Genomic DNA, 22,861 nt, shown 5'->3' with positions numbered 1-22,861 from the left:
GATTATCCTTCTTTTAGTTTCATAGAATCGGTAATTCTGCTGATTGTGAAAGAATTTATTTAATAAGTTACGTACAGTAACTAAGGCAGGTTTTGATTAAAAATTATGGTTTTATTAACCTATTTACTTAGAAGGCGAACAGATGATCTACCTCTGTTCGCCTTATTTGTACCTTTTAAGCCAAAAAACTACTTAGGTAAGCTTTCTATACTTAGAGGCACTAAATCGCCATTCGTGGTAAATCCTAGCAACATTGCTTCTTGCGGACGAATTAATTGTCCTGTAAGTGCGCAACGAACTTCTTTTTCGGCGATCGCTGCGACACTGGCTCGAATATCGGTGGGCGAAATAGATGTTTGATAATCACCGGATTTTTGCTGTACATAGTTCCATAAGATGTCTCTAATTAATGCTTGATAGCCGACATTGCCAGAAAGTTCCTTAAGTTTGTCTTTCAGTTCCCGCTCTAGGCGGATGCTGGTAACTTCCATTTCGGTCGTGGTGGTACGATTTAGTGTATGCACAGGGTCTTTTCTCCTAAATATCTGGACAGGATAGTAATACAAGTGTAGTATGTTTAAAGGAATGTTCAAGTCGCGGATGTCACAGGTGAAATCTTCTTTGAAATATTTATTGCTCTCCCAATCATTGCTACCCAATTTTCTAGAAAATTGGGAATCGACGGCTATGTTAGTGGAGTGTCTATTTATAGGCAGCGATCGCCTAGAGCAAAGAACAATTACATCAGGAAATCATCATGACTTGGCATATTCGGGCAGCAGCCAACTAAATCTGGCACTGCAAAGCAATCATCGAAGTGGGGGGTACAGGCAAAAAACAGCCTTGCCAAAATAGCAATAAAAGACTTTTAGTCATTTTTAGCCCCCGCCTCTAAATAGTAGAAGCGGGGGTTTTTATATGAGGAGCCTAGTTGTGACGAGTACAGCGCACATATTAGATCGAACGGTTGTGGTGTTCTCTAGAAATTATTTACCGATTAGCAGCGTCAATATCAGACGGGCGATCGCGCTGATAGTATTGGGAAAAGCCGAAGCCCTAGATTTTGGCAGCGAGACTTGGTTTGTAAGGTCGCCTAATTTGGTTATTGCTGTCCCCCAGCACCTCCGCTTAACGATTGCCAGCACTGAGCGGATTTGGAAAATTCCCCCAGTAAATCGGCGCGAGGTTTTGAAACGAGATAACCAAAGTTGCCAATACTGCGGTAGCAACAAGCGTTTGACATTGGATCATGTAATTCCGGTGTCCAAAGGCGGCGAACATAAGTGGGATAACGTCGTCACAGCTTGCGAATCCTGCAATCAACGCAAGCGCGATCGCACCCCTCTTGAAGCGGGGATGCCGCTACATACCAAACCAAAAGCCCCCATGCACCCGACGGTGGCTTTTGCTGAAAATTTTTGGCACGGCGAAAGTGCCTACTCCCCATAGGTGGAAACTCAAGGACAATGCTGAAACTAACTTATATCGAGACTGGTTTTTATTTGGAATACTTAGCCAAATCCTTAGAGGAGTGGGTACAAGGGCGGGTAATTTTGGCGCTGCGCGTTGGCGAATCTTTGTGCATTGAACCAACTACGGCTTCGTTTTTGCTCCCTGCGGATTTGCCAGGTTTAGATACATTGGCGCTTGAAATCAGACGGCTTGATCTAGAGTCTATTCGTTTGAGTGCTGGCGATGCTGAGTATCTTGAAGTCAGTATCGAAGGTACTTGGGTAAGCTCAAAAGCTGACAGTGATGAGGGTGTGTTTGTTGCTGTAATGTCTCACTCGGTTGAGTTCTTTTTGCTGAAGTTGTGGCAAGAATCTCAAGTTAGTGCTTCGGTATTGAGCGAGTAACGAACCTATTACCCGATGAGAGGGAGGCGCAACGGCTGCGCCTTTTTTGGAATACGCGATCGCACGTAAAGGCAAATGTAGCATTTTTTAAAATCGTTGCCTTTACCCCTTGACAAGCTTGTAGTATTTTTGTATTATAAATGTAATGTAAAAGATAAAGAACTTAAGCATTAAAACCATAAAAACTAAATAATTCCACCATTAATCGCGGTGTAGCTCAATTGATTAGAGCGTCCGGTTGTCTGCCGGAATGTTGCTCTTTTTGATTCTCGTCGCTGTGCTTGAGACTGAGTACCCAAGTGGTTTAGGGGGGAAGGTGTGCAAAGCCTTTATTCGTAAATTCAATCACCTCAGTCTTAAATGTGTTATCGAAGCTTACCGAAGGTATCGCAGCGTAGCTTAACAGTAAAGCGCCGCTTGATTGCTTTGCTGGTTCAAATCTGATAGTGTCCTCCGGCTAAGAAAATACGGTTTAATATCTGCCCTTGGTTCAAATCCCTCTTTCTTCCTTGATTAAATGCCAAATTATCAAGTTGAATGCCTCCTAGCTCAATGGCAGAGCGTCCCGTTGTTAACGGGCGAGTTGCAGGTTCAACTCCTACAGAGGCAGCCATTTATTGGGGAGTAGGCGACGTTGGCAAAGCCACCTGACTTTGACTCAGGATCTCGCAGGTTCGATTCCTGCCTCCCCAGTTCTATTCCCTAATGGTGTCTGAAGTCAAAGCGGTGGCGACGCTGGTTTGTGATGCCAGTAATAGCGGGTTCAACTCCCGTCAGACACCCTCGCAAGATGCTACTAAATGGTCGGTAACTTTAAATACACAGAAAAATATATTAGTTAGATTCGCTTATCTTCCGTTTTTTATCCAGGTGGTTCATGAGTATTTTTAAAGTAGAAGTAGTTAAAATTAGTAATATTAATTCCCATCCCAATGCTGACCGACTAGACATTTCCAGTATTGAAGGTATGGCTTATCAAGTAATTACTGCTAAAGGAAATTTTAAAATTGGTGACTTGGCTTTTTATTTTCCTATTGATAGCGTCATTCCCGATGACTTTTTAGATAAATTTGGTATCCGTTCTTACTATAGTAAAAAACTCCGGGCTGCTAAACTAAGGGGCATATTTTCTGAAGGTTTACTTATTCCTGTTGAGACGGATTTCAAAGGCAATATAGGAGATGATGTTACAGAACATTTCGGCGTAACTAAGTATGAGTATCCTGTCCCTCAAAATATGAACGGGGATGTAGAATCTGCTATCGGACAATACAAGTTTCCTAGTCCCGAACATCTTAAACGCTATCAAGATGTTTTACAAATAGGGGAAGAAGTAGTAATCACAGAAAAAATTCACGGTACTAATTTCACCGTGCTAGTTGATGAAGATGGCACTCATATCAGCAGCCATAATTACTTTTGGGAAAATAATGCTACAAATAAAAACTTAGTTTATATTCGTGCTTACAACGAGCAAAATTTTTTGCAAAATCTGCCTATAAACACTCAAGTATTTGGAGAGATATATGGCGTTCAAGATATTAAATACGGCTTGTCTAACGGTAAAATAGGGATAGCTATATTTGCTGTTAAAAATAACGGCAAGTTTTTAGATTTTGAAGAATTTAGAATTTTTTGCAACCAATACTCTTTACCTCAAGTTCCTGTACTTTATAGAGGTGCTTACAGTTGGGAAGCAGTATCGCAATTTAACAATGCTGATAGCGTTGTAGATGAAAAATCGATTATGGAAGGTGTCGTAGTTCAACCTGTGAGGGAAAGAACCCACCCGGAAATTGGTCGAGTAGTATTGAAGTTAATTAGCGATCGCTATTTATTGCGTAGTGGCGGAACGGAATTACACTAAAACAAGATTATGGGCGTTAGACACTTTAGCAATTATGAAAGCAATCCTCAATACCGCGAAGTCAAAGATCGAGATTTATTAGGCGCTGGTTGGAAACCATTGCAGAGGGAGATAGATTTAGGCTATCTTTGGCAGGTTGCAAGTAGCGATCCTGGCGAACTTACCCACCAAACTATAGATTTAGTTAGCGATCTTGCGGACGCTATTACTCGTACTAATCATAGCTGGTGGGCAAATATCTTAAACGTTTTTTCTGATTACACTCGTTCGGATATAAACGAATTTTGGGACTACATCACCCCCGAACCACCAGCGCCAGATTATAACTACAAAGATGTTTTGAGTACAGCAACGCCTATCACTCAAGAAGTTAGCCGCGACAGCATTCCGATTGATTACGTCCTCAATCGCTTGCAAGAAATTACCGTGCTTAAAGTGCTAGAAATATTAGGTCATCCCGATTCTATTACTCAACGCTTTCAAGATCGGTATTTTTATTATCCTGTAGAGCGATTTGTTGATTGGAAAAGCTTAGAAAATGTCGGTGTAGTTTTAGCTTATTGGTCTAAATACGAGCTTTGGCTGCAAATAAGTCATGCAGGTTTAACTCAGAGACAATTTACCTTAATTGCTAAAGAATTAGGGCAAATAGTTAACAAAGCTACTTACAATTTGGCAGTCATGTTAAGCGGTTATCAAAGCCGTGTAGGAAAAGTTAATAGTCAGTTTCCAATTAATACATTTCCTAGAAATATTCAAAGTTTTACAGATACAGTACAGCAAGCAATTTTAGAGCAAGATCATTTGGCTGTTTTAGTCCAAGGCGATCCAGGTACGGGTAAAACTGCTTGGACGCAAGCGGTAGCTAAAGAAATTTTGATGCCTTTGGGATATGTAATTTTTATATTAGACCATGATGCGGTAGAAAACTTTGTACCACCTAGTTATTTAGAGCGGATTTGTTTAATTATTAATGAGGCAGATAATTTAGCTCAAAATAGAGCAAATATAGCTGCTCAATCTAACAATAAAACTGAGCATATTTTGAGTTTACTAGACGGTACTTTGTATCAAAGCGTGATTGATGAAGCAGGTATTCAATCACAGCAAAAGTTAGTTGTGTTAATGACTTGCAATACTACCGAAAGACTAGATCCAGCTATGTTACGTAAAGGTAGAGTTGATTTAATTTACGAATTTACTCAGCGTTTTATTTAGTTTAAGGAAAAACTTTAGATAAATCGAGAGTTACAGTTGAAAAAGGCAAATTAATTGCAGCACTGGGTAAATAAACTTGTTTTCTAGCATACTCAAATTTACCTGTGATTTGAAAAGGTTGGCTATAAGCTTCTAGACAGTTAGCCACTAAATTAAACAACCAATAGTTATCAATTCCCGATTCAGCGTAGAGAGATAATTTAGTTTCTTGGTCGTATTTTAGAGTTGAATCTGACACCTCAATTACTAATAAAATATCTGCAATACCAGGATGACTATCTAAATAGCGATCGCCTCGATTGCGAACTATAACTAAATCAGGTTCGGGTTCGCTATCATTACCTAAAATAATTGGTTCTTGGTTGCGTATAGTTGCTTGTCCTTGCAAAAGAGTAAATAATTCACCAAATAACAGCGTATTACAAACAGAATGAGGCGTACCTTTTGCTGCCATTTGGATAATTTGACCTCTAATTAACTCAACTCGCTCGTTTCCTTGAAAAAAACCCAACTCAATTAAACGGTGATATTCTGCTAAAGAAAAACGTTTTGGAGTAACTGTAGTCATAAGTAAAACTAACTATATCAGTTAAACAAGTAAATATAATCTAGCATTTATGAATGGTTCTCAATTAGTAAAAATCAGTAGGTATCTTAGCAAACATCTACGCCATCAACCCGATCGCTTAGGGATTGAACTTTTACCTGGTGGTTGGGTTTCTATAGACCAATTATTAACTGCTTGTGAGAAAAATTCCTTCCCAATTAGCCGTCTTCAGCTTGAGGAAGTTGTCGCCACCAACGATAAACAACGCTTTGCTTTCGATTCTACAGGTACTCTAATTCGCGCCAATCAAGGACACAGCGTAGAGGTAGATTTGCAACTAGAACCTGTGATTCCGCCAGAGGTGCTTTATCATGGTACGGGTGAGAGTGCGATCGCTCAAATTATGCAGACAGGGTTGAGCAAAATGTCTCGCCATCACGTACATTTATCTACAGATAGAGCGACTTCGCTTAATGTCGGCGCAAGACATGGTAAACCTGTAGTTTTGGCGGTAGATGCGACGGTGATGCACCAGTCAGGTTATACATTTTACTGTTCGGCTAATGGGGTATGGCTAGTTGATAGCGTTCCACCAGAGTATTTGCAACAGTTGGATTAAATCGGAAATAACTTATAAGTTAAATTAGGCAACTATAACAAATTAGATTATGGTTTCTTTCCCCGCTTGGTATTTTAATGAGTTCAATATGGCTGGTGTTGACTTCGAGGATACAGCGCAAGTTGAAGCTTATGATCGCAATCAAACTGCAAGTACATTAGATAAAGAGCAGGATTTAGTTGCTCGATTAGGGATTGCTGCGGAGCATTCTGTTATCGATTTGGGTGCAGGTACAGGTAATTTTGCCCTCCAAGCCTCACTTACTGGCGCTTCTGTCCATGCTGTTGATATCTCAAAAACGATGCTTACTTATGCTCAGAGTAAAGCGCAAAAAGCAGGTGTTACTAATATTAGTTTTCATCAAGCAGGATTTTTAAGTTACGAACATCAAAACAATTTAGCTGATTTTGTTGTCACCAAAAATGCACTTCACATTTTGCCTGATTTCTGGAAATTGACCTCCTCCCCGACCTTAAGGTACGGGGATTCCTAAGACTCACGACTTAGGTTTCTGTTTCTTTCCCTTTCGGGTTTTTTGCAACTGCCTTTTAGACTCTTGCCTATCGGGTCTTATGTTCGCTCCACAGACTGACACCGCAAGCCCTGCGGCAAGTATATTCCTACTCGCGTTGATATCACGGTCATGGTTAGTTTGACACTTAGGACAATCCCACTCACGTACATTCAACGGCATTTTGTCTACTATATGCCCACAGTTTCCGCACCTTTTGGAGGAAGGAAACCATCGGTCAATTTTAATCAGTTCTCGCCCGTGCCACTCGCACTTGTAAGCAAGCTGGCGGACAAATTCACCCCAACTAGCATCGCTAATCGAGAGCGCCAATTTATGGTTTTTGACCATGTTTTTGATTGCCAAATCCTCAACCACGATGGTTTGGTTTTCGTTCACCAGTTGAGTAGTTAGCTTATGCAAAAAGTCTTTGCGACTATCAGTTATTTGTCCATGTACTTTGGCTACTTTGAGCCTTTGCTTATGTCGATTGTTCGACCCCTTCTGCTTACGAGACAAAGATTTCTGGACTCGTCTAAGCTTTGCGATTCTGCGTTTAAAGTGCTTGGGATTAGCGATTTTGTCCCCATTACTGGTAGCAATCAAGCTAGTTATCCCCATATCCAAACCAATAGATTTATTGGATTTTGGCAATGGTTCAATCACTGTGTCTACGAGCAAAGAAACGTGGAATCGCCCACTCGCATCCAACTTGACCGTGATGGTAGACGGTTCGCATCCCTTGGGCAGTTGCCTACTCCAACGAATCGGCAGCGCTTCAGTACACTTGGCAAGCCATACTTGCCCATCCTTCCACTTAAAAGCGGACTTAGTGAACTCAGCAGAGCCACCATTATGCTTCTTTTTAAAGTTGGGATACTTAGCGTGTCCCGCCCAAAAGTTTGCAAAGGCTTTTTGCAAGTGTCTAAGTCCTTGCTGCAAAGGTACGCAGCTAACCTCGTTCAGAAATTGCAAGTCTTCTTGCTTTTTCCATTGGGTAAGCATGGCAGAAGTTTTGATGTAGTCAACCTTTTCTTGCCTTTCGTACCAACCTTCCGTCCGGGAAGCCAACGCTCGGTTGTAAACCAAACGCGCACAACCCATAGTTCTCCGCAACAAGGTTTCTTGTTCGGAAGTTGGGTAAACGCGGTAACGGTAAGCTTTTTGCATACCTCACATTATAACACAAAATATGTGGGAATCTCCGGGGTGTTGAACCCCATCGATTCCCCTCCTATCCCTCCCCGTGCTGAAGCAACGGGGTTTCCCGGAGAATCCCGATGACAGCTTTTCTCAGAATTGCTGCAATGCTCAAGTTGAAAGGTGTTTTCTATTTGCGAGATGTAGTTTTCTCATTTTCACCTGCAAACTATGAAGCCTCAATTGATAAATGGATTAGGGAAGTTGCAAAACCTGAAGGTGAAGGTTGGACAATCAGAGACTTTGAGATGCACGTGCGCGATGAGCATAGCACCTATGGATGGATTATTGAGGGAATGTTAACTAGAGCGGGTTTTAAAATCGTAGAAGCAAACTATAATACACCAACTTATGCTGAGTATCTGTGCATTAAAATCGCCTGAATTACCGATTGTACTTATGTTTAGCCAATTCAAGGGCTGCGATCGCACTTTCTCAGCTAACACTGGGAAAATGGTCTAAAAATTCATCTAAATCTATGCACCTATCCGATCTTCCTAATCTGCTCGTTCCTTTGGTGCTGTTAGGTCTAATTGTGCTGGCAGCGATCGCCTTCAGTAATATTAGTAAATAGCCAAACTAACAGAGCGATCGCATCTATTGGTTACTAATTGCTCTGGGCGATCGCCCAATTGAACGCTAATGGAGAATGGCGCGATCCCAAACTTTGGGTGTTGAGCAAAGAAAATTGAATTTAAAAGGCTAAAGGAGATAATAGTTAGGATAAACCCAGAAAATTATCATTAAAGCAATGTTTGGAAAATTAGCACTCATGGAAGCGATCGCAGGGAAAAATCGCGGGTTACTAGCAACAGAGCCAGAAAAAGTGGCAATATTAGGCGCGATCGCTCAATTAGAGGAGCGCAACCCTACATCGAGTCCTGTAGAGGCTTCTGAGCTACTAGAGGGCGACTGGCGACTGCTTTATACTACAAGTTCCGGTTTACTAAATATCGATCGATTTCCTTTATTAAAACTTGGTCAAATCTATCAATCAATTCGAGTTCAAACTAGCAGTATTTACAACATTGCCGAAATCTACGGCTTACCTTATTTAGAAGGATTAGTAAGCGTAGCGGCGAAATTTGAACCCCTCTCCCAACGACGAGTGCAAGTAAAATTCAAGCGCTCGATCTTGGGTTTGCAACGCTTAATTAGCTACCAATCCCCGGCTAGTTTTATTCAACAAATTGAGCAGGGACAAAAGTTCGCCGCCGTTGATTTTGCTTTAGATAGCCGCGAACAACAAGGATGGCTAGATATCACGTACTTAGATAATGATTTGCGAATTGGGCGCGGCAATGAAGGCAGCGTATTTGTACTAACTAAAGTTTAAGTTTGCAATTCAAATGGCATAAATTGACGAAATGAGCGATCATGAAAATACATCACTTTTTTCTGGTTGTGGTGGGCTTGACTTAGGTTTTTCTCAAGCTGGACTCAATATTATGTGGGCAAATAAATTTGATAAAGATATTTAGGAAATTTATGAAAAAAATTATCACACAACATTATTTATAGATAAACGAGATATTAGAAAAATTGATTCTCAAGAAATACCAGATTGCATTTGATTTATTGGCGGGACTCCTTGTCAAAGCTGGTGTGAAGCTGGCACTCAACGAGGTATTGATGATTGCCGAGGACAGCTTTTTTTATTTTAGATTATGTAAAAATTTTGCAATATAAACAGCCATTATTTTTCTTAGCTGAAAATGTCTCAGGAATACTTCATAAAAAATATCATAGCTCTATTGAAAATATTGTTATTTTTTAAAAAAGCTAACTATATTGTCTCTTTCTAACTACTCAATGCCTTAAATTATAACGTTTTCAAGATAGAAAACGAGTTCTATTTGCTGTCTATCATCAAAGTTTAAACAGGCAGTTTTTTTTAATTCAATAGCAAAAATAACTCATATTTCTACCCTACAACAAGCAATATGGTATCTATGATAAACACTATAACCTGCGAATAGTTTGAAAAATCAAACTTACATTATTGCAAATCATGAATATATGCAAAGTGGATTTTCTGGCAACTATTATGTCACGAAGTCAAGTTCGTTCTTGGGATGAACTCTCTTTCACGATTCAAGCTGGTGGTCGTTATGCTCCCATTCATCCGCAAGCAAGTAAAATGATTGATGTAGGACTAGATAAGTGGATTTTCGACCCTAAATCTCCAGCACAATACAGAAAATTGACTATTCGAGAGTGTGCAAGAGTTCAAACTTTCCCAGATAACTTTATTTTTTATTATAAAAATATAATTGCAGCCTATAAAATGATTGAAAATGTTGTTTCTGTCAATTTTAGTTATACGCTCGCCCAAGCTATAAAGAAAGATTTATTTAGTAAAGAGCAAAAACAAAACAATGAGTATATAAACTATTTGCCAACACAAATTAGCTTAAGTTTTATATATCCATCTTATGTCAGACTCCGAAAACTTTGATCATTTCTGAATCCTAGAAGCCTTCTAGAGAAAGCAATAGCTCGATTTTTTCATAACAACAATTAGCTTACTCAATTAATGGCTGCAACTCTTTCACAGCAAGACTTACTCCGGAAAGTGACAAAAGAGGAATATGTCAAAAAACAGGAACAATTATTATTAATCAAAAAAGTGACGTTAGACAGCCAAAGGCGTAAAATTTGAGCTTTTTTAAAGACTCCTTTAGAAGTAAGGTAGTTTTGGTAGCCTCACCATAAACTGAAACTTCATGCCAAAAATCTAATTGGTCTGATGCAACTAATAGAGCAGAATGTATCGCCAACCTCCCTACCTAGTCGGAGCGACCAAAAGAAATACGTAAAGATAGTGTTATTCAGCTCCACTCCAACAGGAGTAGCTCTATCGCTAGAAGCAAATTTTTAGATACAGAACAACTGAGATATACGCCTAAAATGCAGCAAAAACAAGCTTATTTATAAATTATTGCCGATATAGCATTACAAAAAAATAGTTAAGCCGCCGCTTAATTTGTAAACTCCGCTAAAGAATAAGTTAATATTGTTTATGTTGGGTTAAACTTTATTAGAGAAACCGTACTCCAAGCCAAGGTCAACACTCAAACAGCCGCACCCGGCGGCAGGATGAAAATTAGATGAGAATTTTGGACAAAGGAAAAGCAACCCTTGCTTTCTACAGCTTAGATAAGTTGAAGTCGCACGTCCTAAAAAATTATCCGCATCCATGCTAGGGAACCCGTTTTAGATTCGGGAGCGACAATATAGATGGTGACGCAAAATCTACATGAAATATCTAAAAAACGCCAAGTCGCTAACTAAATATCTATCGCTACTGAGGATTCGATTGGTAGATGAGCCTCAACTAGGCAAAATTTCCTGGTCAAAATTCCACGAACTCACAGAATTAACCACATTTAAAAAGGCAGAAGCAATACATGCTACACCGCAAGATTTATCAACTGTGTTGCGATGGGCGTGAAGTATCTATTTTCTTAAGAGATCAGCAACGCTGGATTGAACGCGCCCGCATCATCGATATAGAAGGAGATTTAGTAACTTTACGTCACGAAATTGATGACGAGGATGAAGTTTCTTCTTGGGAAGAAATGATTCGTTTAGAAAGTATTGGTGCGATATCTCAAAAACTAGCATCTGTACCTAGAGGTAATTTTGACCCTCTTATTTCTGACGACTGCCCAGAGGCAGAGCGAATTCCTAATCATCACAACGATTCAAATCCTGAGTAAGGTAAAAATATTTAATTTAAGACTTATGCAAAGAATACCCTATTAGCTTTGATTTCCCCTAAATTCTCTTAAATCGAGGAATCAAAGCTACCTGTTTAAGGACTTAGTGCAGAAGTGCTGTAATTAAAAAAGTGCAAAAAAATTTAATTTTTTTGCACTTTTTGCTTTAACCTGACTATTCGAGCCTATGTTTCTTCCTCACTTGACTCCTCGATTTCTGTAGAAAAATTGTTATTAGGTTTCTCAAGGCGTTCAAAGACAGGGCAATAGCCTTCGGGTGTTACTTTAAAGCCAAATAGAGGAGAAGCTTGATTCCAACAACGTTGTCCCCAGTGAAATTTACAAGTACCGCAGCAGTTTAAGTTAGGACAAGCGAAGATATCGTTATTAGTAGTATTGAGCAATTCACGAGAGGATAAACCCCGCAATACTAATTCTTCTCCTTGCCAACGCGCCGATAACAGACCAGTATCAGCAAAGTTTCGCCAACGGGGGTCAGTAGTAACGCTATCGGGGAGGGTAATTGTGACTATACTATCCAATTCATTAAGTTCGCCTTCATAGCTAGTTTCTGACGGCGCTGGCGGTTGTAAAAACATCTCACCAATTCTTAGTTCTATCAAAGTACCCGCCGACGGACAATGTAAATGATAGCGATTTTGTAATTCCTCTAAGCTTGTTAAGTCCGCTAAGTAAGTAGGAGAGCCATGAATAAAAATTACGTCTTGAGGGCGTAAGTTGTGAATCAGTTGTGTAGTGCCAGGTCCATCACTATGTTGGGCAAGTAAGTAGGTTTCAATACTGGCGGAAGATAGATTAGTTGTCAGAGAATTTATTCCGGAATAACCAGGTTTTTCTGGTAAAAAGATGCGCCAAGCTTCAGGATCTGGCTGGCAATATTGGCTTAAATTTTTGGTGTCATCGGTCAAAATTATATAAGGTCGTGTACTGGGAAGCTGCTGATTAGGTTGTAAACGCCGCATCCGAGGACGAACGCGCTCATCCCAAAATAAGGGCTGATGACGGGCAAAGTTTTGTACGGAAGCTGGTAGGTAAGGCAGCAGTTGCAAGTAGGCATCGCAACCAGTGGCGACGCTGCCATCTACCCAAATATCTAAGTCGCGTCCAGTAAAATTATGGTGGCTGCGAAGTAACATTAAAATTTCTTGACCCAAGCCCAGAGTTGGGGTAGGCATTAAGACAGAATGGTTTGAGGCGATCGCGCGATCAATGCGTTCTGCTAAAGTATTTTCTTGAGTGCGGCGGTGGGGATGACGAGAAGTACCATAACTGCCTTCAATAATTAGTACATCTGGCTCTAAGCCGCGTAATTCCTCTAGAGCCAATCCATCCACTAAGCGGGAATTTGATAAGAAAAAATCCCCTGTATAAAGTAGTTTGTAAGAGCGTTGGGCGTTAGTGTAGGTAAGTAAAATTGCCGCCGCTCCGGGTAAGTGTCCGGCGGGGAACAATTGCACAACTAAGCCATTATGAAATTCAATAGGCGATCGCCAAGGTAAAGCATGACAAAATTCTTGAGCATCTACACCTTGCCAATTTAAAGGTAATAACCTCGTTGTGGCTTCACTAGCATAGATAGGTAAATTAGGAAAAGCTTGATGTAGGGCTAATAAGCCTCTAGCATGGTCGGCATGAGCATGGCTACATAAAACTAAGTCGGCGGGGTTTTCCGTTGCTTGGAGCGGCGAAATATCTTCTATTCCACAGTCAAGCAAAATCCGGTACGGGCCCATTCGCACTAATAGACAGACACCTTCATCTTGATGGTGAACGCCATAAGCTAAACATTCTAGTTCCGAGCCTCCCATATTAATGCTAGAGGAGGGTGGATGATTACTCCTCATTGCTAATAAAAACTAAGATGGCAAAGATTAACGCTCGTCTGGGTTTGACGGCGCGAAGTCTTTTCAATATATGCATCCAAGTTGAGGTTTTTTGCATTACCACACCTGCTCAAGAGAAAATAAGATTATGACTCTAGCAGATACCTTTCTTCTCCAAACTGGCACAGGTGAGGGGGTAAAAACATTAAATTTTATTTAGCTTTAATTTAGTGAGCCGAGCCATTACCATGATAGTTTTTAGAGTCATAGAACCCATTTTTAGTCCCAAAAAATAGGCAAGAGATTGTAAATATTACCGTTAACCCTACCAATATCAGCTTGACATCCATTTTTGCTCGTCTCCAAATAGTTGTACTGCTTGCCTTGTAATTATTACAATTGAGCTAGACCAGTGCAATGTTACTTTAGCTAATTTGCTTTGTTTAATTCAACGGTATTCAATCAGATTGTCGAGCCAAACTTTCTAGCACGTCCCGCAATAGAAGTTGCACCACTGCTTTTAGGCTGCGTGCTGGTACGTCAATTACCAGATGGGCAAATTATCCGGGGCGCAATTGTAGAAACGGAAGCTTATGCAGTAGGAGATCCAGCTTTTCATGCTTACAAAAGCCGTACAAGTCGCAATGATGTTGTTTTTGGAGCGCCAGGGAGAAGTTACGTTTATCTAATTTACGGCATTTACCACTGTTTTAATGTAGTCACAGACTTAGATGGAGTGCCGAGTGCGGTACTAATTCGGGCTTTGCAGTTGGAAAAAGTACCCGAAGGAGAAAATTTACAAAAGTTTGCCGCCGGTCCAGGTAAATTGTGTCGAGCGATGCAAATAGATCGCAGTTTAAATGGTGTGCCGTTGCAGAGCGGATCAGCGCTGTGGTTAGAGCATCGCGGTGGGGAATTTATAAATAAATTGGCAACAAAAGAGATTAATTTTGTGCAAACTACCCGCATTGGTATCTCTAAAGGTGTAGAGTTACCCTGGCGGTGGTACATCGAAAATTGTCCGGCGGTTTCAAAGTGGTAAGAGCGCGTAAGATTTTTGCCCAACATTGGCTAAAAAGTGAAAAGGTACTGCACCAAATAATTAAAGCCGCAGAAATTACAAAAAGCGATCGCATTTTGGAAATTGGGCCAGGTACAGGAGTATTAACTCGTCAATTATTACCCCTGGCGCAATCGGTAGTAGCGGTGGAAATTGACCGGGATTTGTGCGCTTTATTAGTAAAGCAACTCGGTAAAGTTAGTAATTTTTTACTACTGCAAGGAGATATTCTTAGCCTAGCATTGCCAGATTATGATGCCTGCAAGGATCTTAATAAAGTGGTGGCAAATATTCCTTACAATATTACTGGGCCAATTTTAGAAAAGTTGTTGGGCAAAATTTCAACCCCACCGGTGCAAAGCTTTGATTCGATTGTGCTACTGGTGCAAAAAGAAGTCGCCGAGCGCTTGTATGCCAAACCTGGTAATAGAGCTTTTGGGGCGCTATCGGTGCGAGTTCAGTATTTAGCAGAATGCGAATTAGTTTGTCCCGTACCTGCTCAATGCTTTTCACCCCCACCAAAAGTAGATTCCGCCGTTGTTAGGCTGCGTCCCCGGCAAATATTACCCGCCGCTACTAATCCCCGAAATTTGGAGACTCTGGTAAAACTGGGTTTTGCAACTAAGCGCAAAATGCTGAGAAATAATCTGATTTCTGTAGTAGAACGAGACAAATTTACTCAATTGCTGGAACAATTAGATATCAACCCCCAAGTTCGCGCGGAGGATTTGAGTGTAGCGCAATGGGTTGCTTTGAGCGATCGCCTAGAAGTTTAAAAGAAAAAATGCAATAGTTGCAGCAGTTTCTGATAAGTTAGCCTGAGTATTATTTAGTAATTATTAATTTTTGTTGGTGTAGCTATGTCTCTATGCGAATTTAAGCCCGGATTGGAAGGCATACCCGCCGCCGAATCTAGTATTAGCTATGTTGATGGACAACAGGGAATACTAGAGTATCGTGGCATCCGTATTGAAGAATTAGCCGAAAAAAGTACGTTTTTGGAAACGTCCTACTTATTAATTTGGGGAAAACTGCCAAACCAACAAGAACTTGCCGAGTTTGAGCATGAAGTTCGCTATCACCGCCGGATCAAATATCGCATCCGGGATATGATGAAAAGTTTTCCCGAAAGCGGACACCCAATGGATGCTCTGCAAGCCTCCGCCGCCGCTTTGGGCTTGTTTTACTCCCGCCGCGACTTAGATAACCCTATTTACATCCGCGATGCGGTAGTGCGCCTCCTAGCAACGATTCCGACGATGGTGGCAGCCTTTCAACTCATGCGTAAAGGTAACGACCCCGTGCGTCCCCGCGATGACTTGGATTACGCGGCAAACTTTCTCTATATGCTCAGTGAAAAAGAACCCGACCCTTTATCAGCACGGATTCTTGATGTTTGTCTTACTTTACACGCCGAGCATACAATGAATGCCTCTACTTTTAGCGCCAGAGTCACCGCTTCTACTTTGACCGATCCTTATGCTGTAGTTGCTTCCGCCGTTGGTACGTTGGGCGGGACTTTGCATGGCGGCGCTAATGAAGAAGTAATTGGGATGCTAGAAGAAATTGGCTCTGTAGAAAATGTCCGCCCCTACTTGGACGAACGCCTGCAACGCAAAGCTAAGATTATGGGCTTTGGTCATCGGGTTTATAAAGTCAAAGATCCTAGAGCAACTATTTTGCAAAACTTGGTAGAGCAACTGTTTGAGAAGTTTGGGCATGATAAATACTACGATATTGCTCTAGAAATGGAACAAGTTGTGTCCGAAAAACTCGGACATAAAGGGATTTATCCAAATGTTGACTTCTACTCAGGTTTAGTGTATGGAAAGTTAGGAATCCCAACAGACTTATTTACGCCAATATTTGCGATCGCACGGGTGGCTGGTTGGCTGGCACACTGGAAAGAACAACTAGCCGAAAACCGCATTTTTCGCCCTAGCCAAGTTTATAAAGGTTTGCATAAAGAAGCTTACATTCCCATTGAGCAAAGATAAACGGAGTTCTAAGCAACGATATACTAAGCAGTGGAATGTGTAAAAAATCTTTACGCCCAAGCGGTGATTTTTAGATAGCCTTACAGAGGAAATTTACAAGCCTTGCAGCAATAGCCCAACCGCTTTGTAAATAACTGACGGAATCAATGATGTAAAGAGCGCAAACATGAATTCAGGAATAGACCTCCAAGGAACTTTTATTGAATCTCTAATTCAGCTAGGCTTACCTGCGGGTACAGCAAAAGCTATTTGGATGCCATTACCAATGATATTAATGATTATTGGTGCAACGGTAGGGGTATTAGTTACTACCTGGCTAGAGAGGAAAATTTCTGCTGCCGCCCAACAACGTATTGGCCCGGATTTTATGGGGCCTTTTGGGTTACTTGCTCCGGTAGCTGATGGACTGAAATTAGTTTTTAAAGAAGATGTAGTCCCGGCAAAAGCCGACCCTCTGCTATTTACTTTAGGCCCAATTATTGTTGTAATTCCCGTGTTTCTGTCTTACTTAGTAGTCCCTTTTGGACAGAATCTTGTAATTACAGATGTTGGTACGGGGGTGTTTTTATGGATTGCTTTATCTAGCATTCAGCCGATTGGCTTATTAATGGCTGGCTACTCCTCTAATAATAAATACTCCTTGCTAGGAGGATTAAGAGCCGCCGCTCAGTCGATTAGTTATGAGATTCCGCTATCATTGGCTGTACTTGCGATCGTGATGATGTCTAATAGCCTGAGTACGGTAGACATTGTTAATCAACAATCGGGTTACGGGATTTTGGGCTGGAATGTCTGGCGACAGCCTATCGGTTTTATGATCTTTTGGATCTCGGTACTAGCCGAATGCGAACGGATGCCCTTTGACTTACCCGAAGCGGAGGAGGAATTAGTCGCAGGTTATCAAACCGAGTACGCTGGTATGAAGTTCGGGCTTTTTTACTTGGGATCTTATGTAAACTTGTTGCTTTCTTCTTTGCTAGTAGCGGTTTTGTATTTGGGTGGTTGGGATTTTCCCATTCCGATTGAATTATTCGCCAACTTGTTCGGAGTCAGTGAAACAAGTTCGTGGTTGCAGCTAATTGATGCTTCATTAGGCATCACTATGACCGTACTAAAAGCTTACTTTTTGATATTTGTGGCGATTTTGCTGCGCTGGACTGTTCCTAGAGTCAGAATTGACCAGTTGTTAGATTTAGGATGGAAGTTTTTACTCCCAGTAGGTTTAGTTAACCTGCTCATAACTGCCGCCTTGAAATTATCCTTTCCCGTTGCTTTTGGCGGTTAAGCGATTTCTTAAAAATTAGAGAGATACACTACCTATGTTCAAGTTTCTTAAGCAAGTTGGGGATTACGCCAAAGAAACGGTACAAGCTGCTCGATACATTGGTCAAGGGCTATCTGTCACCTTTGACCATATGCAGCGACGACCGATAACTGTACAGTATCCTTACGAAAAATTGATTCCTTCGGAGCGGTTTCGGGGACGAATTCACTTTGAATTTGATAAGTGTATTTCCTGCGAAGTTTGCGTTCGAGTTTGTCCGATTAACTTGCCTGTAGTTGATTGGGAATTTGATAAAGCCAGCAAAAAGAAAAAACTCAAGCACTACAGTATTGATTTTGGGGTTTGTATTTTTTGCGGTAATTGCGTGGAATATTGCCCGACAAACTGTTTGTCAATGACCGAGGAGTACGATCTTTCTACCTACGATCGCCATGAGTTAAATTATGACAGCGTAGCCTTGGGACGTTTGCCTTACAAAGTCACCGACGACCCGATGGTGACACCACTAAGAGAATTTGTCTACTTACCTAAAGGCGTTTTAGAACCCCACAACTTACCCACTGGTAGCCGCCGCGTTGGTAAAATGCCCGAAGAAATTGCCGAGCAAGAAAAACCAGCGACGAAATAGTTTTAAGTTTTGAGTCTATTGTCCATAGGCTCAAAACTATTAGCCAATAAGGAGACTAATACAAAAGTGAATTTAGCAGAAGGCGTACAAATTGTTTCGTTCGGCATTCTCGCATTTATGATGATTGCCGCAGCGTTAGGAGTAGTGCTGTTATCTAATATCGTTTATTCTGCCTTTCTGCTGGGAGGGGTGTTTATTGCCATTGCGGGGATGTATTTACTACTCAATGCGGACTTTGTAGCCGCCGCTCAAGTATTAATTTACATCGGGGCGGTAAACGTATTGATTTTGTTTGCAATTATGCTTGTAAACAAACGTGAAACTTTTAAGCCGATGAAAAATGCCTGGTTGCGTCCAACGCTAACAGCAATAGTTAGTGCAGGCATATTTAGTTTACTGAGTGTGATGATTTTGGCTACTCCTTGGAAACTTTCGCCGACTACGATACCCGGTAGTAGTTCGACAATTACCATTGGAGAGCATTTTTTTACAGACTTTTTATTGCCTTTTGAGCTTGCTTCAATCTTGTTATTAATTGCAATGGTAGGGGCGATTATCCTCGCACGGCGCGAATTTTTGCCCGATCAAACTATGTCGCCTACAAAACAACAGCCGATTTTGACTCTAGCAGAACGTCCCAGGGAACTTGTTGGGGTGTCTAGCGATAAAACTAGCAGTCTTGATGATGGTAAGCGCGGGTAGATTGGTGTGGGGACACGGTTAGGCGTGTCTCTACAAATCAGTAAAAAAGGAGGAGAAAATTATGCAACTTGAATACTTTTTATTATTAGCGGCGGCTTTATTTTGTATTGGTATTTTTGGCTTAATTACTAGCCGCAATGCGGTCAGAGTGTTGATGTCTATTGAATTACTGCTAAATGCGGTGAATTTGAATTTGATGGCATTTTCTAACTATTTAGATGCCCAAGAAATTAAAGGTCAAGTATTTACAGTATTTGTGCTAACGGTAGCTGCTGCCGAGGCGGCGGTGGGCCTTGCGATCGTGCTGACTATTTATCGCAACCGCGATACGGTGGATATGGAGCAATTTAACCTTTTGAAGTGGTAATCGGGTGGAGTTAAAGCAGGTTATTATCGCTCACAAAGCCGCCGATGCTCAAAGTCGCCAATGGGCGGAAAAATGTGCGCGGCAATTAGAAAGTCTCAATTGCCGCATTCTCATGGGGCCAAGCGGGCCAAAAGACAACCCTTATCCGGTGTTTCTCGCCTCTGCAAGCCAGCCTATTGATTTAGCTATAGTGTTGGGTGGTGATGGGACGGTATTAACGGCAGCACGGCATTTAGCCCCGCATAATATCCCCATTTTGGCAGTGAATGTGGGGGGACATTTAGGCTTTTTGACGGAAGCTTTTGAGGAATTTAAAAACTCCGAACAAGTATGGCAGCGAATACTTGCCGATCGCTATGCTATTCAAAGACGGATGATGTTGCAGGCGGCAATTTACGAAGGCGATCGCACTAACACCCAATTGATGAGCGATAAATACCTCGCCCTCAATGAAATGTGCATCAAACCCGCCTCGGCTGACCGAACAATCACGTCAATTTTGGAAATGGATATTGATGGGGAAGTCGTCGATCAGTATCAAGGGGATGGGTTAATTATTGCTACGCCCACAGGTTCTACAGGTTATACGGTTTCTGCAAGCGGGCCGATAGTGCATGATGGCATGAAAGCTATTATTGTTACGCCTATTTGTCCTATGAGTCTTTCTAGCCGTCCTTTGATTTTACCCGCAGGTTCGGTAGTCAGCGTTTGGCCCTTAGCCGATTACGAGCTTAATACTAAGTTGTGGACTGATAGTATTTTAGGCGCGTCTATTTGGCCCGGACAACGGGTAGATGTCAGAATGTCGGAGCATCAAGCTAAGTTTATTATTTTGGAAGAAAACTATTCTTACTATCACACCCTGCGCGAAAAACTCCAATGGGCAGGGGCGAGGGTTCATTATGATAATAACCACCGCAATAATTGATCGTAAATTAAGCTCCTAAATGCCAGATTTAAACAAATCCGCTAGACACTTCAACCAGCAAATTGAGAGGGCTGTTAGGTTCAAGTGTTGCTTTTTTGTATCAATAGGGCTGATTGAGAGTGATTTTAATGCCTAAATTTATATTATTGTTGATAGTATTTAATTTTCATTGCAATTAACGTTGTCAGAACAGCCTTTAGATTAAATTAAAAATTAAGAATATATAAGTACGGAGGTATGCAAATGGCTATCCTCAAAAAAACAACTAGGAATACACAGCAACCTTGGCTAGGTGAGTCTGTTAGCTGGGGTTCGTTAATAATCTGGGTTTGTATGTTAGTGGGATTATTAGTAATGATGGTCAGATTTTCCCATATCTACTGAGCAAATTCTACATTCAATTAAAATAATTGGAGACAATTTGTTATGTTTGCAAAAGTTTTAGTAGCTGTTGATTTCTCTACCCTTAATAAATCAGTTTTCGATAAAGCTCTCGATCTAGCTAAAGCTACCGGAGCTAGTGTCATGCTACTGCACGTTCTATCCCATGAAGAAGGGATGCCCAATCTGCCTACAAGTTTTGGTAGAGAATACTATACAGGCTTAAATAGCAAAGCTCTGGAAATTTATCAACAACAATATAAAGAGTTTGAAGAGCGGGGTTTAAAACTATTACAAAATCTTTCTACTCAAGCAATTGCTGCTGGAGTTAATGCCGAATTTAGTCAAAATTATGGAAGTCCAGGTCAAACTATTTGCGATTTTGCTATTAATTGGCAAGCCGATCTAATAGTTATGGGGCGCAGGGGGAGATCGGGGATAAATGAATTAATTTTGGGAAGTGTAAGCAATTATGTTCTTCATCATGCTTCTTGCTCAGTTTTAGTTGTGCAACATTTGGCTAATAACGAATCTGAGGCGCAAACAGCACAAGCAATAGTTAGTTCAACCTAAGATAAATCTACAGATTGGTAACTGAAAAATTTTGGTATACAAATGCGATCGCCTTTATATACCAAAAGTAATTAATATCAGTCTACTTTTTATAAGTCTTGAGGATTTAGACCCAGATCGACTTGTTCGGTAGTGTGGGTTACAGTTTCAATGTACTGACTATCAATTAAAAAAGTACCATTAGTGAACCGTACGGCCCAATAATTTGCGGGACGGCGATCGCTAACAATACCTTCCTCCCCTAATGCCACGACATCAGGAGGACGCAACATTGGCATCGGATCGGCAGTTTTGAGATAAGGCGGTAAGGTGGTGACTTTAACTTTTTCACCAATGACAAATTCTTTAGACATAATTTTAATAGTTAGCGATCGCGGTGGGTCGCTGCCAGCGATTTACAGCTTTACCAATTACGGCAAGCTCTGACATTAAACTATCAAAGCGATCAGGTGTCAAAGATTGCGGCCCGTCAGATAACGCCTTGGCAGGGTTGGGGTGAACTTCAATCATTAGCGCATCTGCACCCGCAGCGATCGCACCTAAAGCCATTGAGGGGACATATTCGGCTCTACCCGTACCGTGACTTGGATCGATGGCAATTGGCAAGTGGGTAAGACCTCGCAGTACAGGAATTACTGATAAGTCCAAAGTATTGCGGGCATACTGACGGTCAAAGGTGCGGATGCCACGCTCGCAGAGAATAACGTTTTGGTTGCCCGCCGCCATAACATACTCGGCGGCCATTAGCCATTCTTCAATAGTTGCCGACATTCCCCGTTTCAAAAATACAGGTTTTGGTTGCGCTCCAACTTTCTTGAGTAAAGAAAAGTTTTGCATATTTCGAGCGCCAACTTGAACTATGTCAGCTACGGCGGCAATTTTATCAAGATCGGCGGTATCCATTACTTCGGTAATAATGCCAAGTCCGCTTGCCGAGCGGGCTGCGGCTAATAGTTCTAACGCACTTTCTCCGTGTCCTTGGAAAGCGTAGGGCGATGTTCTGGGTTTGTAAGCACCCCCACGTAAAAATTGCGCTCCGGCGGCTTGGACGCGCTGGGCGGTTTCAATAATCATGGCTTCATTTTCTACCGAGCAGGGTCCGGCGATCGTGACAATTGAGTGATTTTGCCCAAAATGTACCGCGCCATTTGGGGTATCAACTACGACTTCACTTGCTTGTCCGTGTCGAAATTCTAAGCTGGCGCGTTTGAATGGTTGTTCTACGCGCATTACTTGCTCAATCCAGGGGCTGACTTCTTGAATTTGTAACGGATCGAGACTAGCAGTTTCCCCCACTAAGCCCAGAACTACTTTATGCTTGCCAACAATTTTTTCGGCGCTGAGTCCTCTACTACTTAATTCTTCACTGATGCGGGCAATTTCAATTTCTGGCGAACCAGCTTTCATGACTACAATCATGTTAAATTCCTCGATCGAAGGTAGTTATTTAATTTTAGAAACACTTTTGTTTAAAGGGGAGCAAGCGCAAATTGATATTTTTTATTGTCTCAAGTTTGCGATCGCTCTGTTGATAACTTGCACGCTAAAACCAGAAT

The 22,861-nt window shown here is 41.4% G+C and carries 28 protein-coding genes, 3 tRNA genes and 1 pseudogene; 26 read left to right on the top strand and 6 right to left on the bottom strand.

Translation table 11 applies throughout. The annotated features are described in order from the left end of the window. Positions 1-188: 188 nt before the first annotated feature. A complete protein-coding gene (locus SYN7509_RS0214670; protein WP_009630561.1) occupies positions 189-524 on the bottom strand; it encodes a hypothetical protein in 336 nt (111 codons plus the stop codon). A 49-nt stretch (positions 525-573) separates the two neighbouring features. On the opposite strand from SYN7509_RS0214670, the gene SYN7509_RS0214665 reads away from it, so the two are divergent. The 8 genes from SYN7509_RS0214665 (at position 574) to SYN7509_RS0214635 (ending at position 4,941) form a co-directional block, all read left to right on the top strand. Further along, entirely contained in the window at positions 574-855 is a 282-nt protein-coding gene (locus tag SYN7509_RS0214665; RefSeq protein ID WP_148298000.1) for a hypothetical protein, read from the top strand. 78 nt (positions 856-933) lie between these two features. Further along, positions 934-1,449 carry an HNH endonuclease gene (locus tag SYN7509_RS0214660; RefSeq protein WP_009630560.1) on the top strand — a complete coding sequence of 172 codons (516 nt, stop codon included), beginning with the start codon at positions 934-936 and terminating at the stop codon, positions 1,447-1,449. A gap of 17 nt (positions 1,450-1,466) precedes the next feature. Then, positions 1,467-1,856 (top strand): alr0857 family protein, encoded by a 390-nt coding sequence (locus SYN7509_RS0214655; RefSeq protein WP_009630559.1) that lies wholly within the window; start codon positions 1,467-1,469, stop codon positions 1,854-1,856. A gap of 538 nt (positions 1,857-2,394) precedes the next feature. Next, a tRNA-Asn gene (locus SYN7509_RS0214650) sits at positions 2,395-2,469 on the top strand. A gap of 5 nt (positions 2,470-2,474) precedes the next feature. Next, positions 2,475-2,549, top strand: a tRNA-Gln gene (locus SYN7509_RS0214645). Between the two features lie 15 nt (positions 2,550-2,564). Then, positions 2,565-2,638 (top strand) — tRNA-His (locus SYN7509_RS29770). A gap of 95 nt (positions 2,639-2,733) precedes the next feature. Then, a complete protein-coding gene (locus SYN7509_RS0214640; protein WP_009630558.1) occupies positions 2,734-3,723 on the top strand; it encodes an RNA ligase (ATP) in 990 nt (329 codons plus the stop codon). 9 nt (positions 3,724-3,732) lie between these two features. Continuing rightward, positions 3,733-4,941: an AAA family ATPase gene (locus SYN7509_RS0214635; protein WP_009630557.1), complete on the top strand. Its 1,209-nt coding sequence runs from the start codon at positions 3,733-3,735 to the stop codon at positions 4,939-4,941. Between the two features lies 1 nt (position 4,942). Here SYN7509_RS0214635 and SYN7509_RS0214630 read toward each other — a convergent pair whose 3' ends face one another. Next, positions 4,943-5,509, bottom strand: coding sequence for a Uma2 family endonuclease (locus tag SYN7509_RS0214630; RefSeq protein WP_009630556.1), 567 nt, complete (start codon positions 5,507-5,509; stop codon positions 4,943-4,945). Between the two features lie 49 nt (positions 5,510-5,558). Between SYN7509_RS0214630 and SYN7509_RS0214625 the strand changes: the two genes are divergently transcribed. Both SYN7509_RS0214625 and SYN7509_RS26035 read left to right on the top strand, forming a co-directional pair. Then, a complete protein-coding gene (locus tag SYN7509_RS0214625; protein WP_009630555.1) occupies positions 5,559-6,107 on the top strand; it encodes an RNA 2'-phosphotransferase in 549 nt (182 codons plus the stop codon). A gap of 49 nt (positions 6,108-6,156) precedes the next feature. Then, positions 6,157-6,600: a class I SAM-dependent methyltransferase gene (locus SYN7509_RS26035; protein ID WP_009630554.1), complete on the top strand. Its 444-nt coding sequence runs from the start codon at positions 6,157-6,159 to the stop codon at positions 6,598-6,600. A gap of 3 nt (positions 6,601-6,603) precedes the next feature. Here SYN7509_RS26035 and SYN7509_RS0214615 read toward each other — a convergent pair whose 3' ends face one another. Further along, positions 6,604-7,788, bottom strand: coding sequence for an RNA-guided endonuclease InsQ/TnpB family protein (locus SYN7509_RS0214615; protein WP_028954175.1), 1,185 nt, complete (start codon positions 7,786-7,788; stop codon positions 6,604-6,606). Between the two features lie 110 nt (positions 7,789-7,898). Between SYN7509_RS0214615 and SYN7509_RS26030 the strand changes: the two genes are divergently transcribed. From SYN7509_RS26030 to SYN7509_RS0214585, 7 genes and pseudogenes are all read left to right on the top strand, one after another. Beyond that, positions 7,899-8,201: a hypothetical protein gene (locus SYN7509_RS26030; protein ID WP_009630979.1), complete on the top strand. Its 303-nt coding sequence runs from the start codon at positions 7,899-7,901 to the stop codon at positions 8,199-8,201. A gap of 8 nt (positions 8,202-8,209) precedes the next feature. After that, positions 8,210-8,392 carry a hypothetical protein gene (locus SYN7509_RS29765; protein WP_148297997.1) on the top strand — a complete coding sequence of 61 codons (183 nt, stop codon included), beginning with the start codon at positions 8,210-8,212 and terminating at the stop codon, positions 8,390-8,392. A gap of 177 nt (positions 8,393-8,569) precedes the next feature. After that, complete coding sequence (locus SYN7509_RS0214605) at positions 8,570-9,154, top strand: PAP/fibrillin family protein (RefSeq protein ID WP_009630980.1); 585 nt, start codon at positions 8,570-8,572, stop codon at positions 9,152-9,154. Between the two features lie 31 nt (positions 9,155-9,185). Continuing rightward, positions 9,186-9,482, top strand: a pseudogene (locus SYN7509_RS31765) (DNA cytosine methyltransferase). Further along, entirely contained in the window at positions 9,455-9,595 is a 141-nt protein-coding gene (locus SYN7509_RS31760) for a DNA cytosine methyltransferase (protein WP_202807235.1), read from the top strand. Before SYN7509_RS31765 ends, SYN7509_RS31760 begins: the two are co-directional and overlap by 28 nt. Before the next feature lie 270 nt (positions 9,596-9,865). Further along, positions 9,866-10,276: a DNA cytosine methyltransferase gene (locus tag SYN7509_RS30725; RefSeq protein WP_028954332.1), complete on the top strand. Its 411-nt coding sequence runs from the start codon at positions 9,866-9,868 to the stop codon at positions 10,274-10,276. A gap of 952 nt (positions 10,277-11,228) precedes the next feature. Further along, positions 11,229-11,540: a DUF6679 family protein gene (locus tag SYN7509_RS0214585; RefSeq protein ID WP_009630985.1), complete on the top strand. Its 312-nt coding sequence runs from the start codon at positions 11,229-11,231 to the stop codon at positions 11,538-11,540. Positions 11,541-11,725: 185 nt separating this feature from the next. Here SYN7509_RS0214585 and SYN7509_RS26020 read toward each other — a convergent pair whose 3' ends face one another. After that, complete coding sequence (locus SYN7509_RS26020; protein WP_051482585.1) at positions 11,726-13,405, bottom strand: MBL fold metallo-hydrolase; 1,680 nt, start codon at positions 13,403-13,405, stop codon at positions 11,726-11,728. Between the two features lie 418 nt (positions 13,406-13,823). Between SYN7509_RS26020 and SYN7509_RS0214575 the strand changes: the two genes are divergently transcribed. From SYN7509_RS0214575 to SYN7509_RS0214535, 9 genes are all read left to right on the top strand, one after another. Next, complete coding sequence (locus tag SYN7509_RS0214575) at positions 13,824-14,426, top strand: DNA-3-methyladenine glycosylase (RefSeq protein ID WP_009630987.1); 603 nt, start codon at positions 13,824-13,826, stop codon at positions 14,424-14,426. After that, positions 14,420-15,220, top strand: coding sequence for a 16S rRNA (adenine(1518)-N(6)/adenine(1519)-N(6))-dimethyltransferase RsmA (rsmA, locus tag SYN7509_RS0214570; protein ID WP_009630988.1), 801 nt, complete (start codon positions 14,420-14,422; stop codon positions 15,218-15,220). The genes SYN7509_RS0214575 and rsmA overlap by 7 nt, the downstream gene beginning before the upstream one ends. Before the next feature lie 84 nt (positions 15,221-15,304). Then, positions 15,305-16,441: a citrate synthase gene (locus SYN7509_RS0214565; RefSeq protein WP_009630989.1), complete on the top strand. Its 1,137-nt coding sequence runs from the start codon at positions 15,305-15,307 to the stop codon at positions 16,439-16,441. A 166-nt stretch (positions 16,442-16,607) separates the two neighbouring features. Beyond that, complete coding sequence (gene nuoH, locus SYN7509_RS0214560) at positions 16,608-17,726, top strand: NADH-quinone oxidoreductase subunit NuoH (RefSeq protein WP_009630990.1); 1,119 nt, start codon at positions 16,608-16,610, stop codon at positions 17,724-17,726. A gap of 34 nt (positions 17,727-17,760) precedes the next feature. Then, positions 17,761-18,354, top strand: coding sequence for an NAD(P)H-quinone oxidoreductase subunit I (gene ndhI, locus SYN7509_RS0214555; protein WP_009630991.1), 594 nt, complete (start codon positions 17,761-17,763; stop codon positions 18,352-18,354). Positions 18,355-18,420: 66 nt separating this feature from the next. Further along, positions 18,421-19,056: an NADH-quinone oxidoreductase subunit J gene (locus tag SYN7509_RS0214550; protein WP_009630992.1), complete on the top strand. Its 636-nt coding sequence runs from the start codon at positions 18,421-18,423 to the stop codon at positions 19,054-19,056. Positions 19,057-19,117: 61 nt separating this feature from the next. Then, positions 19,118-19,423, top strand: coding sequence for an NADH-quinone oxidoreductase subunit NuoK (gene nuoK / locus SYN7509_RS0214545; RefSeq protein WP_009630993.1), 306 nt, complete (start codon positions 19,118-19,120; stop codon positions 19,421-19,423). A gap of 4 nt (positions 19,424-19,427) precedes the next feature. Continuing rightward, positions 19,428-20,351 (top strand): NAD(+) kinase, encoded by a 924-nt coding sequence (locus SYN7509_RS0214540; protein WP_009630994.1) that lies wholly within the window; start codon positions 19,428-19,430, stop codon positions 20,349-20,351. Positions 20,352-20,777: 426 nt separating this feature from the next. Further along, a complete protein-coding gene (locus tag SYN7509_RS0214535; RefSeq protein WP_009630996.1) occupies positions 20,778-21,305 on the top strand; it encodes a universal stress protein in 528 nt (175 codons plus the stop codon). Positions 21,306-21,394: 89 nt separating this feature from the next. Here the strand turns inward: SYN7509_RS0214535 and sipA are convergent, their stop codons facing one another. Together sipA and aroF are read right to left on the bottom strand one after the other, a co-directional pair. After that, positions 21,395-21,658, bottom strand: coding sequence for a regulatory protein SipA (gene sipA, locus SYN7509_RS0214530; protein WP_009630997.1), 264 nt, complete (start codon positions 21,656-21,658; stop codon positions 21,395-21,397). A gap of 4 nt (positions 21,659-21,662) precedes the next feature. Further along, on the bottom strand, positions 21,663-22,724 hold the full coding sequence (gene aroF, locus SYN7509_RS0214525; RefSeq protein ID WP_009630998.1) for a 3-deoxy-7-phosphoheptulonate synthase: 1,062 nt from the start codon (positions 22,722-22,724) through the stop codon (positions 21,663-21,665). Positions 22,725-22,861 lie beyond the last annotated feature (137 nt).

Source organism: Synechocystis sp. PCC 7509, from assembly GCF_000332075.2.
Lineage (GTDB): Bacteria > Cyanobacteriota > Cyanobacteriia > Cyanobacteriales > Chroococcidiopsidaceae > Aliterella.
Note: the sequence above shows the minus strand (reverse complement) of the source record. Positions and strands in the feature narration are given on the sequence as shown.

What these genes read in the sequence shown, in the direction of transcription:
- SYN7509_RS0214605 (WP_009630980.1), top strand. Translation starts at nt 8,570, where the DNA reads ATGTTTGGAAAATTAGCACTCATGGAAGCGATCGCAGGGAAAAATCGC.
- SYN7509_RS0214565 (WP_009630989.1), top strand. Translation starts at nt 15,305, where the DNA reads ATGTCTCTATGCGAATTTAAGCCCGGATTGGAAGGCATACCCGCCGCC.
- sipA (WP_009630997.1), bottom strand. Translation starts at nt 21,658, where the DNA reads ATGTCTAAAGAATTTGTCATTGGTGAAAAAGTTAAAGTCACCACCTTA.
- nuoK (WP_009630993.1), top strand. Translation starts at nt 19,118, where the DNA reads ATGCAACTTGAATACTTTTTATTATTAGCGGCGGCTTTATTTTGTATT.
- SYN7509_RS0214585 (WP_009630985.1), top strand. Translation starts at nt 11,229, where the DNA reads ATGCTACACCGCAAGATTTATCAACTGTGTTGCGATGGGCGTGAAGTA.
- ndhI (WP_009630991.1), top strand. Translation starts at nt 17,761, where the DNA reads ATGTTCAAGTTTCTTAAGCAAGTTGGGGATTACGCCAAAGAAACGGTA.
- SYN7509_RS26030 (WP_009630979.1), top strand. Translation starts at nt 7,899, where the DNA reads ATGACAGCTTTTCTCAGAATTGCTGCAATGCTCAAGTTGAAAGGTGTT.
- SYN7509_RS0214665 (WP_148298000.1), top strand. Translation starts at nt 574, where the DNA reads ATGTTTAAAGGAATGTTCAAGTCGCGGATGTCACAGGTGAAATCTTCT.
- SYN7509_RS0214630 (WP_009630556.1), bottom strand. Translation starts at nt 5,509, where the DNA reads ATGACTACAGTTACTCCAAAACGTTTTTCTTTAGCAGAATATCACCGT.
- SYN7509_RS26020 (WP_051482585.1), bottom strand. Translation starts at nt 13,405, where the DNA reads ATGAGGAGTAATCATCCACCCTCCTCTAGCATTAATATGGGAGGCTCG.
- SYN7509_RS0214635 (WP_009630557.1), top strand. Translation starts at nt 3,733, where the DNA reads ATGGGCGTTAGACACTTTAGCAATTATGAAAGCAATCCTCAATACCGC.
- nuoH (WP_009630990.1), top strand. Translation starts at nt 16,608, where the DNA reads ATGAATTCAGGAATAGACCTCCAAGGAACTTTTATTGAATCTCTAATT.
- SYN7509_RS30725 (WP_028954332.1), top strand. Translation starts at nt 9,866, where the DNA reads ATGTCACGAAGTCAAGTTCGTTCTTGGGATGAACTCTCTTTCACGATT.
- SYN7509_RS0214655 (WP_009630559.1), top strand. Translation starts at nt 1,467, where the DNA reads ATGCTGAAACTAACTTATATCGAGACTGGTTTTTATTTGGAATACTTA.
- SYN7509_RS0214535 (WP_009630996.1), top strand. Translation starts at nt 20,778, where the DNA reads ATGTTTGCAAAAGTTTTAGTAGCTGTTGATTTCTCTACCCTTAATAAA.
- SYN7509_RS0214615 (WP_028954175.1), bottom strand. Translation starts at nt 7,788, where the DNA reads ATGCAAAAAGCTTACCGTTACCGCGTTTACCCAACTTCCGAACAAGAA.
- aroF (WP_009630998.1), bottom strand. Translation starts at nt 22,724, where the DNA reads ATGATTGTAGTCATGAAAGCTGGTTCGCCAGAAATTGAAATTGCCCGC.
- SYN7509_RS0214625 (WP_009630555.1), top strand. Translation starts at nt 5,559, where the DNA reads ATGAATGGTTCTCAATTAGTAAAAATCAGTAGGTATCTTAGCAAACAT.
- SYN7509_RS0214640 (WP_009630558.1), top strand. Translation starts at nt 2,734, where the DNA reads ATGAGTATTTTTAAAGTAGAAGTAGTTAAAATTAGTAATATTAATTCC.
- SYN7509_RS26035 (WP_009630554.1), top strand. Translation starts at nt 6,157, where the DNA reads ATGGTTTCTTTCCCCGCTTGGTATTTTAATGAGTTCAATATGGCTGGT.